Source organism: Pseudomonas migulae (assembly GCF_043225285.1).
Lineage (GTDB): Bacteria > Pseudomonadota > Gammaproteobacteria > Pseudomonadales > Pseudomonadaceae > Aquipseudomonas > Aquipseudomonas migulae_C.
In genome coordinates this window covers 1,352,446-1,369,334 of the sequence record NZ_CP171224.1, presented here as the reverse complement: position 1 = coordinate 1,369,334, position 16,889 = coordinate 1,352,446, and the positions used below count along the sequence as shown (strand labels likewise).

Here is a 16,889-nt window from a genome sequence, read left to right as displayed (position 1 = left end):
GAATGGGCAGAGCTTAAGTTTGTGCAAGCCAGGGTGGTAGACACATCCTGCGAAAAGCTTGCCTGATTCTGCATGGGGTTGAAGGCGGGTGCTGCTATGGCAGTTCGGCACAGGGGAAACTTGCTTGAACCTCGTGTTTCAGCCCGGTGACAGGTTTTACACATTGTTACAGGTGGAAAATGCAGCCTCGCAGGATTGTGCAACAAGCCGGCAGGAATCGACTAACGGCGCGGCGAGCGGGCGCTTAACCTTGGATCCTGTCGCAGCCCGTCCCACGGCTGCCACTCGAGTACCTGGGAGGGTTGAACATGTCTACGCAAATCCCCGTCAGTCATATGGCCTTCGTTCGCGCCCGCGCCGGGCGTTCGGCGGAACTCGGTGCGCGCCTCAGCGCCTTGATCGAGCCATCGCGCACCGCGCCTGGCTGCCTGAGCTTTTCCCTGCAGCATTCGCAATGCGATCCGGAGTTGTGGCTGGTGTCCGGTTTCTGGACCCATCAGCAGGCCATGAACGCCTACTTCGGCACGCCGGCGATGCAGGTGTTCGCCGAGCTGGTGCAGGAGCTGGTGGTCAACAGCCTGGATTTTCATACCTTCAAGGACGTGTCGGCGGCCCAGGCGACGGGGCAGTCCCAGTCCTGGGTACACAAAATGGCAGGTTGAGGGTTTAATGGCTCCACTCTCAACCAGCCAGGATCCGCGACATGGCACGTAAAGCCTTTGAACACTTCGAAGCTGTTTCCGCTGTAGTACCGGGCGAGGGCGGTTACCACGCCGCGATCGCCGTCAAAGCCCTGGGTGGTTCAGGGGCACCACGCTTTCATAAAGTGCTTGAAGGGCAAATCTTCAAGACCGCCAACGAAGCCGATCTGGCGGCGGCCAAAGAGCTGACCCGCCTCAAAGACGTCAAAGAAGACGCTGATCTGCTCTGGTAATTACCTGACCGCTCCCGGGCGGAACATCTTGAACAATGCCTCAGGCCCCAGCTGGAAATAATCCGCTGGCCCGCCGCCGCGCAAAATCGGTTCTGCGGCGGCGGTGTCGTAGACGCCGTCCTTCAACAGCCACTTGGCAATGTGCACGGCGACCACTTCGCCGAGAATCAGCCAGCTCGGCACCACGTTGCCGTCAGCGCGCTGCAACTGGATGATCTGCGTGACCTTGCACTCGAAGGACACCGGGCTTTCGGCAACGCGCGGCACCTGAATGATTTTCGATGCAACGGGCGTCAACCCGGACAACTCGAATTCGTTGACCTCCGGCCCGACCATCGCGCAGCTCTGGTTCATCTGCTCGGCCAATGGACGGGTCGCCAGGTTCCAGGCGAATTCGCCGGTCTGCTCGATGTTGTTCAGGCTGTCTTTGCGCCCGACGCTGGAGAACCCGATGATCGGCGGAATGTAGTTGAACGCGTTGAAGAAGCTGTAGGGCGCCAGGTTCAGGCGGCCTTCGGCATCCTGTGAAGAAATCCAGCCGATGGGGCGCGGGCCGACGATCGCGTTGAACGGGTCATGCGGCAGGCCGTGGCCGTTGGCGGGTTCGTAGTAGTGGATGTCGTCAGCCATGGCGGTATGTCCTGTAGGAGCGAGCTTGCTCGCGAAAAACGGTTGAACAACGCGTTCCGTCAGGCGGCCCACGTTATCGTTGTCGTCCATCGCGAGCAAGCTCGCTCCTACAGAAGAAACGGCGGGTGTGACAGATTTTTCATAAAGCCCCGACCTAATTTTCACCGCTTCACCTCCAGTCTGCGCGGCACCGGCCACACCCCTTGCACACGGGCCATCATGACCATTGGAGCGGAACCCTCGATGAACAAACTTCCACAGATCACCCTGGCCTTCTGGGTGATGAAAATCTGCGCGACGACCCTGGGGGAAACCGCGGGCGACTTGCTGTCGATGACCCTCAACGTCGGTTACGCCCTCAGCTCGCTGATTTTGATCAGCGTGTTCGTGCTGACACTGGTCGCGCAACTGATGTCCAAGACCTACAAGCCCGTGCTGTACTGGATCGTGATTCTGTCGACCAGTACGGCCGGCACCACCATGTCGGACTTCATGGACCGTACCCTTGAATTGGGCTATGCCACCGGTTCGATGATTCTGATTGCGATCCTGATCGGGATTTTTGCCGCCTGGCGTTTGAGCGGCGATTCGCTGAACGTCACCAAGGTCCAGACCTTTCGCGGCGAGATGTTCTACTGGATGGCGATTCTGTTTTCCAACACCTTGGGCACAGCGCTGGGCGATTACCTGGCCGACGACTCGGGCCTGGGTTTTGCTGGTGGTGCGCTGCTGATTGGCTCGACCATTGCGGTCGTGGTGCTGTTGAAGTACTTCACCAAAATTTCTTCGGTGCTGTTGTTCTGGGTGGCGTTTGTGCTGACCCGGCCATTCGGCGCGACACTGGGCGACTTCCTGACCAAGCCCCATGAAAAGGGTGGTCTGGATTTCGGCACCATTGGTTCGTCGTTGGTGCTGGCGGGGATTTTGGTGGTGATGATTGCGGGCGCGTCTTACGCGCAGCGCAAGTACGGGAAGCAGGCAGCTGCCGAGTTGACCTGATACCGAGGTGCGGCCATCGCCGGCAAGCCGGCTCCTACAGATTGAAGTCGTATACCTGTAGGAGCCGGCTTGCCGGCGATGAATTCACCTCGGTTTATTTGAAGTGACGCAACGGTCAGTCCGTCTCGATCCGCGAATGTTTGCGGGTGTCTTTCATGGTGATGTACACCAGCAACGACACGGCAATGCACGCGGTGACATACCAGTAGTAACCGGTTTCCATGCCGATGCTCTTGAACCACAGCGCGATGTATTCAGCGGTGCCGCCGAAGATCGACACGGTCAGCGCGTACGGCAGGCCGACGCCCAGTGCGCGGATTTCGGTCGGGAACAGTTCGGCTTTCACCACGGCGTTGATCGAGGTGTAGCCACTGACGATGATCAGCGCCGCCATGATCAGGAAGAACGCGCCCCACCACGACTGGATGGTGTGCAGGGTGGTCAGGATTGGCACGGTGAACAGCGTGCCGAGGATGCCGAAGGCGATCAGGATCGGACGACGACCGACTTTGTCCGACAGCCCGCCGATGATCGGTTGCAGGCACATGAACAGGAACAGCGTGGCAGCGGAAATGGTGGTGGAGTCGGAGATGCTCATGCCGACGGTGTTCACCAGGTATTTCTGCATGTAGGTGGTGTAGGTGTAGAACGCCAGGGTGCCGCCCATGGTCAGGCCGACCACGGTCATCAGTTCCTTAGGATGGCGCAGCAAGGTGCGCATGGCGCTTTCTTTTTTCGCTTTCTCGACCTTGGTGAACGACTCGGTCTCTTCCATGCCGCGACGCAGGTAGAGCGCGACCACGGCACACAGCGCGCCGATGGCGAACGGGATGCGCCAGCCCCAGGCGTACAGCTCTTCGGTGGTCAGGAAGTTTTGCAGCACGATCAGCACGCCCAGCGCGATGAGCTGGCCGGAGATCAAGGTCACGTACTGGAAGCTGGAGAAGAAACCGCGACGGTCCTTGGTCGCCATCTCGCTGAGGTAGGTGGCCGAGGTGCCGTACTCGCCGCCGACCGACAGGCCTTGCAGCAGACGCGCGAAGATCAGCAGGATCGGTGCGCCGATGCCGATGGTTTCATAACCAGGGCTCAGGGCAATGATCAGCGAGCCGAAGCACATCAGGTACACCGACGCCATCAGCGCTTTCTTGCGCCCGGCTTTGTCGGCGTAGAGGCCCATCAGCCAGCCACCGATCGGGCGCATCAGGAAGCCTACGGCGAAGATCGCAGCAGTGTTGAGCAGTTGGGCGGTGGTGTCGCCTTTCGGGAAAAAGGCCTTGGCGAAGTACAGCGAGAAGGCGGCGTAGACGTACCAGTCGTACCACTCGACCATGTTGCCGACGGAGCCGCTGAAGATCGACTTGATGCGACTGGCGGTGGTTCTTTCTTTGGCGGGCACGGCAGCCGACCCAAGGGGCAGGGCGTTGGAGTTATCCATTGAAGGATCCTTCGTTTAATTGTTTTTGTGGAGCGCGTTGAAACGCAGCCTGCATGGGCTATAGCAGGAGCTGTGCCAAGGGGAGGAGGGCCGGTTTAGAGGGGTGTAGAGGCTTTAATGAGCGGAAATCCGCTTATGGAATCCAGGTTCGCAAGCGGATTTCCGCCCATGCACACAACCCTGTAGGAGCCGGCTTGCTGGCGATTGCGGAGTATCAGGCGCCATAAATGTTGGCTGATCCACCGCCATCGCCAGCAAGCTGGCTCCTACAGGTTCGGTGTGAACATTTCCCGGGTCAGGCCATGCCGCTGCATCTTTTCATTGAAGGTCCGACGCGGCAGTTGCAGCTCTTCAAGCACCGCTTTCACATCGCCCTTGTGCCGGGTCAACGCCGCGCGCAGGCACTGTGCTTCAAAGGCTTCCTGCTGCGCCGCCAGCGATTGCCCCGGATCGATGCCCACCGGCTCCGGCTCGCCCAGGCCCAGCACTTGCCGCTCGGCCACGTTCGCCAGTTCGCGCACATTGCCCGGCCAGTCGTGGCTCAGCAGATGGCTCAACTGCGGCCCGCTGAGCGGTGGGAAAGTGCGGCCCAGGCGCTCGGCAGCCTTTTGCGCAAAGGATTCGAACAACAGCGGAATGTCCTCACGGCGATCGCGCAGCGGCGGCAAGCGCAACTCGGCGACGTTCAGCCGGTAAGCCAGGTCTTCGCGAAAACGCCCGGCCCGCGCCTCGTCCAGCAAGTCCGGCTTGGTCGCCGCAATGATCCGCAGGTCTACGTGAATACTTTGGTTGGAGCCCAGGCGCTCCAGCTTCTGTTCCTGCAACACCCGCAATAATTTCACCTGCTGGGCCAACGGCATGCTCTCGATTTCATCGAGAAACAGCGTGCCGCCATCGGCGTATTCGAGCTTGCCGATACGTTTACCCTGGGCGCCGGTAAACGCGCCGCTCTCGTGACCGAACAGCTCGGCCTCGAACAACTGCTCGGGAATCGCCGCACAGTTCAGTGCGACAAACGGTTTGTCGGCACGCGGCCCGAAGTCGTGCAGGCAGCGGGCGACCAGCTCTTTGCCGCTGCCGGTTTCACCCCGGATCAACACGTTGACCGGCAATGCCGCGAGGTCCAGCACTTGTCGGCGCAACGTCTGCAAACCACGGGACACCCCGAGCAACGTCGCATCGAGTTTCGCGCGGTTGTCCGCCTGCTCGTGCAGGGCACGGTTTTCCAGGACCAGACGGCGCTTGTCCAGCGCACGGCGCAGGCTGCCGAGCAGGGTTTCCGGGCTGAAGGGTTTTTCGAGGAAGTCGTAGGCGCCGTCGCGCATCGCGTCGACGGCCATCGGCACGTCGCCGTGGCCGGTCAGCAGGATCACCGGCAAATCGGCGTCGCGGCGCTGCACTTCGGCCAGCAGCTCCAGGCCGGTCATGCCGGGCATGCGCACGTCGCTGAGGATCACGCCGGGGTAATGCGCCGGCAGTTGCGCCAGGCATTCGTCGGCGCGGCTGAACAGCTGCACCTCGAAACCCGACAGGCTCAGCCATTGTTCGACGGCGCTGCGGATGCTGCTTTCATCGTCGACCACCATCACTGAATTCAGCATGGGCCAGGGGCCTCCGGATCGATGGGCAGGGTCAGGCTGAACACCGCGCCGTTGGCGTGATTGTCGGCGCTCAGGCGTCCGCCCGATTCGTGAACGATGGCGAAGGATACGGCCAGACCGATGCCCAGGCCATCACCCACCGGTTTGGTGGTGAAAAACGGATCGAAGACCTTCGCCAGGTTTTCTTCGGCGATGCCGCTGCCGTTGTCGATGACGCTCAGGCGCCACAGCTGTTCGTCGGCTTCAAGGCGGATTTCCAGGCGCTTGCAGGGTTTGTCCTGCATCGCGTCCAGGGCGTTGCGCAGCAGATTGATCAGCACCTGTTCCAGACGGATCGCATCGCCGCGCACCCACGCCGGACGGGTCAGATGCAGCACAGTGCTGACCTGTTCATCGCGCAGGCGCGTGTCGAGCAGTTCCAGCGATTGGTCCACCACTGCTGCCAGGTCCAGGCGTTCGCGCAGGCCGCTGGGGCTTTTGCGGGCGAAGGTTTTCAGGTGACCGGTAAGGGCGGCCATGCGCGTGAGCATGTCATCCACCGGTTTCAACGCCTTGTAGGCGTCGTCGACGCGGCCGTGATCGAGCAGCAGGCGCAGGGTCGCCAGTTGCATGCGCTGGGCGGTCAGGGGTTGATTGATTTCATGGGCCAGCGCAGCGGACATCTGCCCAAGGGCGGCAAGCTTGGCGGACTGCACCAGACCGTCCTGAGCGGTGCGCAGGTCGCGGGTGCGTTCTTCCACCAATTGCTCAAGCTCCTCGCGACTGCGCTGACGCATCTTCGCCAGGCGCCAGCGCTGGTTGAGGAACAGCAGCAGAAACACCAGCGTCAGCCACAGACCGGCAGCAGCAAGCGCGGCGTTGCGACTGTCTTCGAATGCGACTTGCGGGCGGCGCAGCAAATGCAGGGTCCAGCCTTCGGTGGTCAGCGGCAGGGATTCCCACAGGTAATCGGCCTTGCCGTCCGGGCCGTCGACCCGTGCCAGTTCGCTGTTGTCATCGAAGCGTCGCAGCGATTGATGGTCCAGCAGCGTCAGCGGCTGTTTGTCGTATTGGCGGGTGGCCTTGAGCTCGGTGTGATCGCTGTCGTCCAGCGGTTTCAACAGGCGATAGCGCCAGCCCGGCTGATTGGCGATGAAGATGATCCCGCGTGCGTCGCTGACCAGCAGGGTGTCGCTGCCCTGGCGCCATTCGCGTTCCAGTTCGGGAAATTCGAGTTTCACCACCATTGCGCCGAGAAAGCCGCCATCGTCATCGGTCACGGCGCTGGACAGGAAGTAACCGGGAATCCCGCTGGTCACGCCCACCGCATAAAAACGCCCGGTGCCCTGGGTACGGGTCTGGCTGAAGTAGGGGCGGAAACCGTAGTTGTGGCCGACGTAACTGCTGGGCAAACGCCAGTTGCTCGCCGCGATGGCGAGGCCGGTGTGATCGAGCAGTTCCAGAGTCGAGGATTGGGCGGCGCCGTTGATTTTTTCCAGTTTTCGGTTCAGCACGTCCTGTTGCTCGGGGCTTACCGGACCCTTGAGCGCCGAACGCAGTTCGGGGTCCAGCGCCAGCACGGCGGGCAGGGCGCGGTAGCGTTCGATCAGGGTGTGCAGGGAAGTGGCGTACAAACCCAGCTGCAGATTCGCGCGGGCGGCGTCTTCCACCAGAGACTGGCGTTCGGCGTGACGCATGGCCAAGGCGGCGGCGAGGGCGGCGCCGGCGATGATAAGGGCGGTGTAGAGCGCCAGGCGCAGATTGCGTGAAGTCGGGATCATTCTAGGAACAAAGCACAGTTCTAGGGGGCAGGCACCATATCACGCGTAATGTGGGCTGCTCTTCGGTTTTTACCAGGAATTCAATGATCCGATTTCTATATGCCGGGAGAGTGGCATTCGTTCATTTATCAGTTCAATAAGTTCAGGTGAGGTCGTCGTAACCTTGCCTGTTTGGAAGTCGTTAAAATGGGATACGAGTACGTTCATAACGCTGTCATTTTGCGTAATGACATCTGTTAAAACGCCTGGTCCTACGATGGAGGTCAACAGCAAGTCTCGATTGAGATTTGGCTGGAAAAGAGTAGTGGCTCCCAATCCCATGGGGTCCAGCCGCCCAATGGATTTAACTGTCCGGTCAAATCGAACCACCATTTCATCCAATGCGGCTGTTAACAGGGCGTTATTGGCATGGGCGGCAAAAGAACTATTGTTGATCTGCAAAGAGGTTGTCCACGACGGCATTGTGGGGTGCAGCGTCAACACTTGATCAGGCTCGGCTTCCAGCAGCGTACCGCGCAGTCTCACATGTTCTGAAGTATCTTCACTGTGATAGATGTCATCTACATCTGAGTACATTCCGCCGAGCGCGTTCACTATGTAAACGCGAGTTACGTCCACCGCAAATGCCAGATTTTTTTCGTGGTAGTTTCGGAAGTCATCATAAATTCTGGCGGCGGGTGTGCTCGAAAACCGACTGGATAGGTCGCTGCCTTGCCAGTAAATCACATCGTGTATTTTGAGGTCCTTGAGGGTTTCAGAGAATGCGTCCGGATTGTAGGTATCCAGGTAAAGATGCACTTTGTATCCGTCGGCCTGCGTGACGGTGTTGTTTATATTCTGTGTATGAGCCTTTAGTTTGTCCGGGTTCTCGCCTGCCCATACCAAGTAAATATCCTTATTGATGGGTGTTTTATTTTGTCCGAGGAAATCTTTATAGGTGATGGCGTTATTGCCAACCATCAGATATCGATTGAGCCCATCGATATCCCCCGCCGGATCCGGATTAACCCAGCGCCCCAACCACGGCGCGTAATACCGAAACCCGTAATAGTAAAGCCCACAGGCATCCCGTTCCTTACCCGAATACCGAACAGTCTTGTAATCGGCATCGACCTTCGACCGGGCAGCCCACCACGCCGTACCGCCAAACGGGTAGTACCCTTCGTGGCTGATAACGGCGGCGCGTTTATCCAGTTCAAGACTGCAAGACCCCAAATGATCATCAACGCTGTAACGCAGTTGAGCGTTCTCGATATCACCGGGCTTGCCCTTGACCCAATGAAGGCACCGCACACTGCCACGGGGCAGTGGAACGCAGATGACCTGAAACTCTTCGTCGTTATCTACGGTGCGCACTTCGAGACCGGGCAAGTAATGGACGACGCGTTGGTGAGTGATCGCATGAGCTTGTTGGCTGCTGAACTTGACCACCCGTTCACCGGCCGCGCTGTAGCGATACCCTTCACTGTCATCGGCCCCCGGCGAGCGGCGAACAGTGATCACGCTGTGCAACTGATTCAGCGCATCCCATTCCATGGGCTGTGCGCCGGGAACCAACCGTTTCAGGTTGCCGTTTGCGTCGAAGCATCGCGGGAAGTCCGGCTCGTCGTCCCCCTCGTTCCAGGCCAAGGCACGGTTGCTGTGCGGGTCGGCACGCATCAGCTGCCGGAACGGGTTGTTATCGCTGGCATGACGCAGTTCGGTGCGGTTTCCACCCTCGTCATACTGGTAATACTCGGTGTAGTTGAGTAATCGGCCAGGGTCGATGGGGCTGGGGATGATCAGCTCCGGCAACCCTGGATGCTGCCCGGCATCGACGGTTTCACGTCCCGTGGCACAGACGAGTTGGTACAGGCTGTCGTAGGCGTAGGTGTTCTCTGCTGCGACACGCTGGTTGGCGAAAAATGTGATCGGTTGAGCGTGGTCCTGCAGTCGCAGTATGTTGCCCACCGGGTCGTAATCATGACGCAGGTCCTGCAGGCGAACACCTTCAGACGTTGTTGCCGTCAAGCGCTTCAACCGACCGGTCGATGCCTCGTAAGTGGCACTGCTGGTGACATTGTTACCGGTTATCTGTGTCAGCAACTGACCTTCGGCGTTGTAGTGCGCGGCCTTTAAAAGAGGTTGCGGCGATAGAGACTTGAGGGTCAGGTCGATGCGTTGCAATTGTCCGGCGCGATCGACAATGAACTGTTGTCGATGACCCGCAGCGTCGGTCTGCACGAGCACTTCGCCCAATGGTCCGTAGTGGCCTTGGCTGGCATAACCCTCGCCGGGTTTGAGTAAAAAGTCGCGATCCGTTTCGTCAGCGGGCCAGTCCGCCAGCACTTCAACCTGCTCAGGTAAAAAGCGTCGGGTCTGTTGCATCAACCCGCCGCTCAACGCCTGTTGATCGAGCCAGAGGCAACCCGCCCGATCATCCTGACGAATCATCTGCCCGCACTGATTGCGCTCGGCAAATTCGGCGGAGCTATCGGCGTAGGTCAGGCGCTCGACGGTTCGCCGGTTAGAGTCAGGCGTTTGCTCATGAGTCGCGACGGGGCGTCGCAGTTCGTCGTACTCGTGCTGCCAGTGATTGCCGCGACCATCCCAGCGCTCATGCTGCTGGCCGGTTTCATCCTGCAAGCCCAGGCTCCAACCGGCATCAAGACTGTCGCTGAGCAATACCCTGGCGGACAGGCTATGCACCTCGCTCAGGTTCGGTCGCGAGGTGGGTGCCAGGAAACGCGGGTCGCGTTGAGCCACGGAGTGCCCGATGATGTCGTACTGGCGGGCGGTGACCAGTGTTTGAAGGGGGTGCGAGTCAGCGTTGCGGCGCCAATACGCCACGTCACGTACTGCCAGGCCACGGCTGTCGATAACTGACAGCCGTGGGGTATGTGCGTGAATATCCGTGTTCAATGGAGCGTCCTGTAGCCTTTTTTCTTTTTGACCGGTGGCGGGTCAAACAGATCGTTTGCATCGAAGAACGCGGTGTACCAGCACCGGTAGCGATATTCCTGGCGCAACGGCAGTAGTTCCGAGTCCGGTCCTTGCTCCATTTTTTTTGCGAGGATGGTTTCGGTCGGCCGGCCTGCGGCGTCGTAGAGCTGTGTATCGTGAAAGGCTACTGCGCGCAACGATTCATCGTTGATACGATGATAGCCGTCCGCAAAGTAAGGCCGATAGATCAGTACTTTCTCTCCTTTATTGTTGTATTCGACGGGCTCACTGACTCGCCAGCGTCTCGCGGCTTCGGCTTCTTCCGGCGTGCCGTCCTCCTTGAGTTTCAGCGAGCCGTCTTCCATCACGACCCAGGCTTTTCCGGGTTCGACTTCCTGCTTGGTCTGCAAGATTCGACTGAAACCGTCCTGATGGACAATGGCGACGCGAAACTGAACTTCCACGTCGCCGGGGTAACGATCTGCCTGCAACGTAGCGATGTGAACCGGCTCCCGATGGGCGCCGTTGACGTATTGCTGCAGTAACTGTTCATTCACGTCCGGGTTCTCCAGTTCGAGCAAGTGCTGGCGAGCGCGGTCGCAGAGATGGCCGCTGGGCAGTATGTAGCCTGCCGCGCGGGCCCAGGCCAGCCATGCTGCGCCCGGCGATGCCGTCACCGGAATACGTCCCATCCAGCTGAACGCATCGCTGAACATCGCCATGGCGTAATTGCCGAGCGCTTCAGCGGGCGCTTCGATGGCGGCAGCGGGGCTACGATCCTCGGGGCGAACATAATCCTTCAGGGAGTGGAAGCCGACGGGCAGGCCCAGCTCGGTGCCATAAAAACTGCTGACCACCACTTCGCCGAAGGCGTTGTAGCGCGCTTCCTGGGTATTGCGATTCGGGTCTTCGATGGCGGCGGCCAGGAACGTGCAGTAATCGACATCCTTGATGGTAGTGGTGCAACCGTCTGGCAGTTCGATGGAGGTGTGCAGGCACCAGTGGTCGTCATGTGTGACTTTGGTGATGCCGTGGCTTTTGGTTTGCTGGAAGGAGTCGACGTTGTAGAAACCGTCGAGACTCAGGTAGTGCGGGAAGCCTCGGTGTACGGACCACAGGAATTTCTTCGCGTCCGGGTCCAGCGGGTCAGGCGGAGTACTTTCAGGCGGTAAAAACCAGTCCATCCTGTGATAACCCACTTCGGGTGATTCGAGTTTTTCCTTGAGGTTGAAGGGCATGTTGCCCTGTTCGTCCATGAGTTTGTCGTAGGCTCTCAGGGCGTTGGCATCCAACTCGGCAATTTCTACATGCCCCGGCAGTGCATGAACTGTCGCCTCCCCTTTAGCCAGTGTTTGACCGGTTGCCGGGTCGACGTAAAGCTGCTGGGACATTCCGGCCAGTACGGCTTGTTTCGCCCACTCACCCTCGTCCGCGCTCCACTCGAGAAACTTTTCGTGGCAGATGTCTTCGGCACTCAGCTGGGTCTTTTCCAGTACCAGCGCATTGCTGCGCTCCCGATAAGGCAGTCCCAGCCGATAGGGCATCCCCGGCTTCCACGAAGCGTCCTCGTCGACATGGATGAATTCGGCCCTCGATTGTGTCAGGTACCAACACTGTTGCGCGGGGTCGTGGGCGTCCGTCCAGTAGCGGTTTTCATGCTCGTCCTCGAAGGGCGGTGCCTCATCGGTCCGGCGTCGTGCGTAGTAGACGGTAAACCCGTGAAGCACGGCGCCGTATTTGTCCCATTCCACGCTCACCGAATGCTCGCAACGTGGATCATCGGCCAGCGCGGGCTCGTATTGATAACTGATGGATTCGAGCCCCATGACTTGCAGCACCGAGTAGGGGTAATGCTCGCCTTTTGAGCGCAGCAGGCGTACCTGGGCGCGATGTTCGGTCACCGCGTAAGGCACCACCGGATCATCATCCGCGAACACTTCAGTGCGAAGGGTCGAGCCGCTGAGCGCACGGGCGATTTCGCGGGCGGTGGCTTCGTCAGGTTCGAGCGGTTCTGCGGCATTGTCCCGTAGGTGAAAGCGCTCCAGTCGGGTTGGCTTCAGCGCCTCGGCCTCGGCGTCCTGGTAGTAGCCGATTCTCGGTTGATCGATCTGCTTGCCAACGTGGAACCAGGTTTTAGTCAGGCTCGGCGCGGTGAATCCCACGCTCGCGCGTTCTGCATCGGTGGCTTCGGTGTCGCGCTGCAGTAACAGGCCGAAACCACGGAACTCCCGTTCGATAGTGTCGTAATTACCTTTGCGATAGCACATCAGCTGGGTCAGTTTGTTTCTGGTGATTTCATCGATCTGGGTTTGGCGCTTGACCAGGTGCATGGCGAACGGCAGACCCGATTCGACGACCTTGTCCTTGTCGATCTTGTGCTGTTCGTGTTCCTCGTCCAGAAACTCCTGCGCCGAGCTGCGATAGTCGATGAGGCTGAGCGCGCCCATGTTGTTATTGCTGCGGTTGATCAGGTACGGCTTGGTGTGGACGAAGTCATAGCGCCAGTGCTGCGGGGACATGTGCGGTTTGGTCATAACCACACTGGTGCAGTTCAATCCTCGCAGGTCCGCCGTGGTGACCTGACAAAGCCGGTCGTAACGCACGCCCTCGGGCCAGGGTACATCGACGGATTGGGAGGCGAACCCCCTGCCGCAGCGGTTCATGAACACCCGCATGTGGTCCGATTCCAGATAGATCAGGTCAACTGCGCCTGAACCGTCCGTGTCCGCCAACAACACCCGTGCGCTATGGAACTCGCCATACTTGAACGTCGGTGAGTCGAGCATGATTTTTTTGCCAAATCGCCCATGCCCAAGGTTGGGCCAAAGCTCCAGGCTGTCGCACCGCAGACGAAACAGGTCCTGCTTGCCACTGCCCCTGAAATCGCCGAAACCCACGACTTCCGTTTCCGAGCTGCTGATCAGGGGCAGGGCATCATTCTGGTCATGCGCAACATCACGGCCGGCGCTGAAACCTTTTTCGTCACCCAGGTTGGTGTATAGGCGCACGCTGTTGCTGCCGATCATTGCGATGTGCGTACGACCGTCGCCCACCAGGTCGGCCATTTGCGATTGCGGGTGGAAGTATTCCAGCGGGAAGGCTTTGTAGGGGACGAACGTTGACCACTGTTGATCGGGGTTCATCGTGAAAAAGCCATTCATGGCGGGTGCGTGCAGGCCCCATTCCAGCTTGCCGTCACCATTGAGATCACTGAGCGTCTGGCGGATCGAAGCACTGCTGTTGGCGACCGGAATGTACGGCAGCGCTTTCAGCTCACCATAACGAAGATCATCGCCGCCGCTGTCGGCCCGGTGAACATCGCGGTAATACCAGGCCTTGTCGTAACGGCACAAAATGCCAGGCAGGCCTTTGCCGTACAAATCCACCAACTGGTAGCGTTGGCCGTCATTGAGCCCAGGCATTTGTGGAAACGCTTTCCAGCCAGGCTGACGACCTTTGTCAAAGTCGAACGGTGCGTAGTTGAATTCCATGGGCGGCCGGCTCTCGACCTGGCCTTGGCGGTCATACGCTTGCAAGTGAGCGGCGGTCAGCTGGTGGTATCCCAGCGGAGTTTGCTGGTAATCAAGGAGCAGGCGCTGAACCAGCTGCGGTGCGTCGCCCAATTCGCCGGGGAAGTGATGGAACATCAAGACTTGCTGGCACAAGCGCCGAGTCCCCAAAGTGAATCCGTAGTCCTGATTCCAGAAAACATCGTCGCGTGACAGCCACTCGCCGTACTGATCGCCGGGTTGTGAGTAAGGCGGGCCGTAGGCGGGTGTTTGTGTCAGATCGTGGCTGCGTTCGCCGTAGTCGAACAGCAGATGAAACAGGAAATGTACGCCTTCCCAGCCACCGTCCTTCAACGAATACAAGGCTGATTCGGCCACCGCATTGCCATAGAGCACTCGATGCAGAAAGCGCTGGGCGCGGTAGTCGAGAAAGTTCGGCGCGAGCGGTGCCTCCGTCTCGGCTTTGTATTCATAGACGATGTGTTCACCACGGGGTGTGACGGTTTCATCGAGCAGCCAGACACCGATGCGCTCGGGCTCCGTGGGGTTGCTGTCGTACCTGGGTTCGGCTCGGCGCGAGGCCAGCGTCTTGCCATAGACCTGCAGGCTGCCATCGGCGGCGTGTATCAGCCAGAAACCTGCCGGGTCGTCGTCACTGAACAGTCGCAGGTTTTTAGAAAAACCGCCTTCGATCCGCGACTGATAAAGAAGGGACTGATAGGTTGTTGTTCCGAGGGTGACGGGCCTGGTAACGATCTCGCCATCGGCATCCAGCTCTGGCATCCAGGTCTCGCTCTCAGGGCCGACGACCAGGTCTTTGTTCTTTTCATACAGCGGCACACCTTTGCTGGTGCGCAAGGTGATGGCGTTGACGGTCAGGTGCCAGCCCATGCCGAAAATACTGTTGCCCACATGGCTGCTGTAGCCGAGTGAAAGGGCGGGCACCAGGTCTCGGTTGGGCGCCTTGGACATCGGCAGCGGCAAGGACATCGAGGCGGCACCTGTGGTGCCCACTGGGCCCCAACCGCCAAAACTGGCGATGGCGCCACCGATCTTTGGCTGGGTGGGCGCTGCGATATTGATCGTGCCTTTCTGTTCTTCCGTCGCCATGTTGTTTCCGCCTGACAAGGGTGCACACGTGCAAATAACCTATCAGCGGACGAAACGGTTGTGACCTGTCACATCTGACAGGTCTGCCCAATGGGTCTGAAAAAACCGAGGTATAAAAAAACCGGCCTGCTGTTGCCAGCAGGCCGGTTTTTTACGACAGCGGAGCGTGCTTACTGCACTTCCACCGCCAGGCTCTCACTGATCTTCTGCTGCCAGATCGCAGGACCGGTGATGTGCACCGACTCACCCTTGCTATCAACGGCAACGGTGACCGGCATGTCCTTGACCTCGAACTCGTAGATCGCTTCCATGCCCAGTTCGGCGAAAGCCACCACGCGGGACTTCTTGATTGCTTGCGCCACCAGGTAAGCCGCGCCGCCAACCGCCATCAGGTAAACGGCTTTATGGTCCTTGATCGCTTCGATCGCGGTCGGGCCGCGCTCGGATTTGCCGATCATGCCCAGCAGGCCGGTTTGATCGAGGATCTGACGGGTGAACTTGTCCATCCGCGTCGCGGTGGTCGGACCGGCAGGACCGACGACTTCTTCGCGTACCGGATCAACCGGGCCGACGTAGTAGATGAAACGACCTTTCAGGTCCACCGGCAGGGTTTCACCCTTGTTCAGCATCTCGACCATGCGTTTGTGCGCAGCGTCGCGACCGGTGAGCATCTTGCCGTTGAGCAGGACGGTTTCGCCCGGCTTCCAGCTCTGCACGTCTTCCGGGGTCAGGGTGTCGAGGTTGACGCGGCGAGCCGACGGGCCGGCTTCCCAGACGATTTCCGGGTAGGCGTCCAGCGGTGGCGCTTCCAGCGAGGCCGGGCCGGAACCGTCGAGCACGAAGTGTGCGTGACGGGTGGCGGCGCAGTTCGGGATCATGCACACCGGCAGCGAAGCGGCGTGGGTCGGGTAATCCATGATCTTCACGTCGAGCACGGTGGTCAGGCCACCGAGGCCCTGGGCGCCGATGCCCAGTTGGTTGACCTTCTCGAACAGCTCCAGGCGCATCTCTTCGATACGGTTGGACGGGCCGCGTTTTTTCAGCTCGTGGATGTCGATGGATTCCATCAACACTTCCTTGGCCATCACCGCGGCTTTCTCGGCGGTGCCGCCGATGCCGATGCCGAGCATGCCCGGCGGGCACCAGCCGGCGCCCATGGTCGGAACGGTCTTCAGAACCCAGTCGACGATCGAGTCGGACGGGTTGAGCATGGCCATTTTCGACTTGTTCTCGGAGCCGCCGCCCTTGGCCGCCACGTCCACTTCCACGGTGTTACCCGGAACGATGGAGTAGTGGATAACGGCCGGGGTGTTGTCCTTGGTGTTTTTACGAGCGCCCGCCGGGTCGGCGAGGATCGAGGCACGCAGGACGTTTTCCGGCAGGTTGTAAGCCCGGCGCACGCCTTCGTTGATCATGTCGTCCAGGCCCATGGTGGCGCCATCCCAACGCACGTCCATGCCCACACGGACAAACACGGTCACGATGCCGGTGTCCTGGCAGATCGGACGGTGGCCGGTGGCGCACATGCGCGAGTTGATCAGGATTTGCGCCATGGAATCACGGGCCGCTGGCGATTCTTCGCGCAGGTAGGCTTCGTGCATTGCCTGGATGAAGTCAACGGGGTGGTAATACGAAATGAACTGCAGGGCGTCGGCAACGCTCTGAATCAGGTCGTCTTGCTTGATCACGGTCATGAGTCGCGCTCCTCTAAAAGACGGGAACATTCAATAAGGTGCTTGCAGCTTGGGTGCATCGGTCGGTTGCAAGCACCTTTCAAGGCACGCCGGGCATGCTGGCGCGACGCTAAAAAGGCGCGGCAGTATACCGCGCCTCGCAGGCGGGCACACGCGCCGGCAGTCAATCGTTGGTCGTACAGATCACGCGCACTCCTTGTAGGAGCCAGCTTGCTGGCGATGGCGGTGTAATGGTCGACATTAATGTTGAATGTCAAACCGCTATCGCCGGCAAGCCGGCTCCTACAGGTTG

10 protein-coding genes are annotated in these 16,889 nt (G+C 59.6%); 3 read left to right on the top strand and 7 right to left on the bottom strand.

The features are described from left to right. The first annotated feature begins 308 nt into the window (after positions 1 to 308). Both ACF6ZU_RS06340 and ACF6ZU_RS06335 read left to right on the top strand, forming a co-directional pair. Complete coding sequence (locus ACF6ZU_RS06340) at positions 309 to 662, top strand: putative quinol monooxygenase (RefSeq protein ID WP_392891001.1); 354 nt, start codon at positions 309 to 311, stop codon at positions 660 to 662. A 41-nt stretch (positions 663 to 703) separates the two neighbouring features. Then, the gene (locus ACF6ZU_RS06335) at positions 704 to 934 is read left to right on the top strand and encodes a hypothetical protein (RefSeq protein WP_392891000.1); all 231 of its coding nucleotides are present in this window, start codon (positions 704 to 706) and stop codon (positions 932 to 934) included. Here ACF6ZU_RS06335 and ACF6ZU_RS06330 read toward each other — a convergent pair whose 3' ends face one another. After that, a complete protein-coding gene (locus ACF6ZU_RS06330) occupies positions 935 to 1,564 on the bottom strand; it encodes a flavin reductase family protein (protein ID WP_392893720.1) in 630 nt (209 codons plus the stop codon). A 243-nt stretch (positions 1,565 to 1,807) separates the two neighbouring features. Between ACF6ZU_RS06330 and ACF6ZU_RS06325 the strand changes: the two genes are divergently transcribed. Beyond that, entirely contained in the window at positions 1,808 to 2,563 is a 756-nt protein-coding gene (locus ACF6ZU_RS06325) for a hypothetical protein (protein WP_392890999.1), read from the top strand. A gap of 115 nt (positions 2,564 to 2,678) precedes the next feature. Here ACF6ZU_RS06325 and ACF6ZU_RS06320 read toward each other — a convergent pair whose 3' ends face one another. The 6 genes from ACF6ZU_RS06320 to ACF6ZU_RS06295 all read right to left on the bottom strand — a co-directional run bounded on the left by ACF6ZU_RS06320 (position 2,679) and on the right by ACF6ZU_RS06295 (position 16,597). Continuing rightward, positions 2,679 to 4,001, bottom strand: coding sequence for an MFS transporter (locus ACF6ZU_RS06320; RefSeq protein WP_392890998.1), 1,323 nt, complete (start codon positions 3,999 to 4,001; stop codon positions 2,679 to 2,681). 266 nt (positions 4,002 to 4,267) lie between these two features. Next, positions 4,268 to 5,602: a sigma-54-dependent transcriptional regulator gene (locus ACF6ZU_RS06315; protein WP_392890997.1), complete on the bottom strand. Its 1,335-nt coding sequence runs from the start codon at positions 5,600 to 5,602 to the stop codon at positions 4,268 to 4,270. Then, positions 5,596 to 7,362, bottom strand: a complete 1,767-nt coding sequence (locus tag ACF6ZU_RS06310; RefSeq protein WP_392890996.1) for an ATP-binding protein — start codon at positions 7,360 to 7,362, stop codon at positions 5,596 to 5,598. Before ACF6ZU_RS06310 ends, ACF6ZU_RS06315 begins: the two co-directional genes overlap by 7 nt. Positions 7,363 to 7,431: 69 nt before the next feature. Beyond that, a complete protein-coding gene (locus ACF6ZU_RS06305) occupies positions 7,432 to 10,263 on the bottom strand; it encodes an RHS repeat-associated core domain-containing protein (protein WP_392890995.1) in 2,832 nt (943 codons plus the stop codon). Beyond that, positions 10,260 to 14,903 carry a SpvB/TcaC N-terminal domain-containing protein gene (locus ACF6ZU_RS06300; RefSeq protein WP_392890994.1) on the bottom strand — a complete coding sequence of 1,548 codons (4,644 nt, stop codon included), beginning with the start codon at positions 14,901 to 14,903 and terminating at the stop codon, positions 10,260 to 10,262. Before ACF6ZU_RS06300 ends, ACF6ZU_RS06305 begins: the two co-directional genes overlap by 4 nt. 170 nt (positions 14,904 to 15,073) lie before the next feature. Continuing rightward, positions 15,074 to 16,597 carry a fumarate hydratase gene (locus ACF6ZU_RS06295; protein WP_392890993.1) on the bottom strand — a complete coding sequence of 508 codons (1,524 nt, stop codon included), beginning with the start codon at positions 16,595 to 16,597 and terminating at the stop codon, positions 15,074 to 15,076. Positions 16,598 to 16,889: the final 292 nt, after the last annotated feature.

Coding starts and splice junctions, on each gene's coding strand:
- ACF6ZU_RS06340 (WP_392891001.1), top strand. CDS start 309: ATGTCTACGCAAATCCCCGTCAGTCATATGGCCTTCGTTCGCGCCCGC.
- ACF6ZU_RS06335 (WP_392891000.1), top strand. CDS start 704: ATGGCACGTAAAGCCTTTGAACACTTCGAAGCTGTTTCCGCTGTAGTA.
- ACF6ZU_RS06330 (WP_392893720.1), bottom strand. CDS start 1,564: ATGGCTGACGACATCCACTACTACGAACCCGCCAACGGCCACGGCCTG.
- ACF6ZU_RS06325 (WP_392890999.1), top strand. CDS start 1,808: ATGAACAAACTTCCACAGATCACCCTGGCCTTCTGGGTGATGAAAATC.
- ACF6ZU_RS06320 (WP_392890998.1), bottom strand. CDS start 4,001: ATGGATAACTCCAACGCCCTGCCCCTTGGGTCGGCTGCCGTGCCCGCC.
- ACF6ZU_RS06315 (WP_392890997.1), bottom strand. CDS start 5,602: ATGCTGAATTCAGTGATGGTGGTCGACGATGAAAGCAGCATCCGCAGC.
- ACF6ZU_RS06310 (WP_392890996.1), bottom strand. CDS start 7,362: ATGATCCCGACTTCACGCAATCTGCGCCTGGCGCTCTACACCGCCCTT.
- ACF6ZU_RS06300 (WP_392890994.1), bottom strand. CDS start 14,903: ATGGCGACGGAAGAACAGAAAGGCACGATCAATATCGCAGCGCCCACC.
- ACF6ZU_RS06295 (WP_392890993.1), bottom strand. CDS start 16,597: ATGACCGTGATCAAGCAAGACGACCTGATTCAGAGCGTTGCCGACGCC.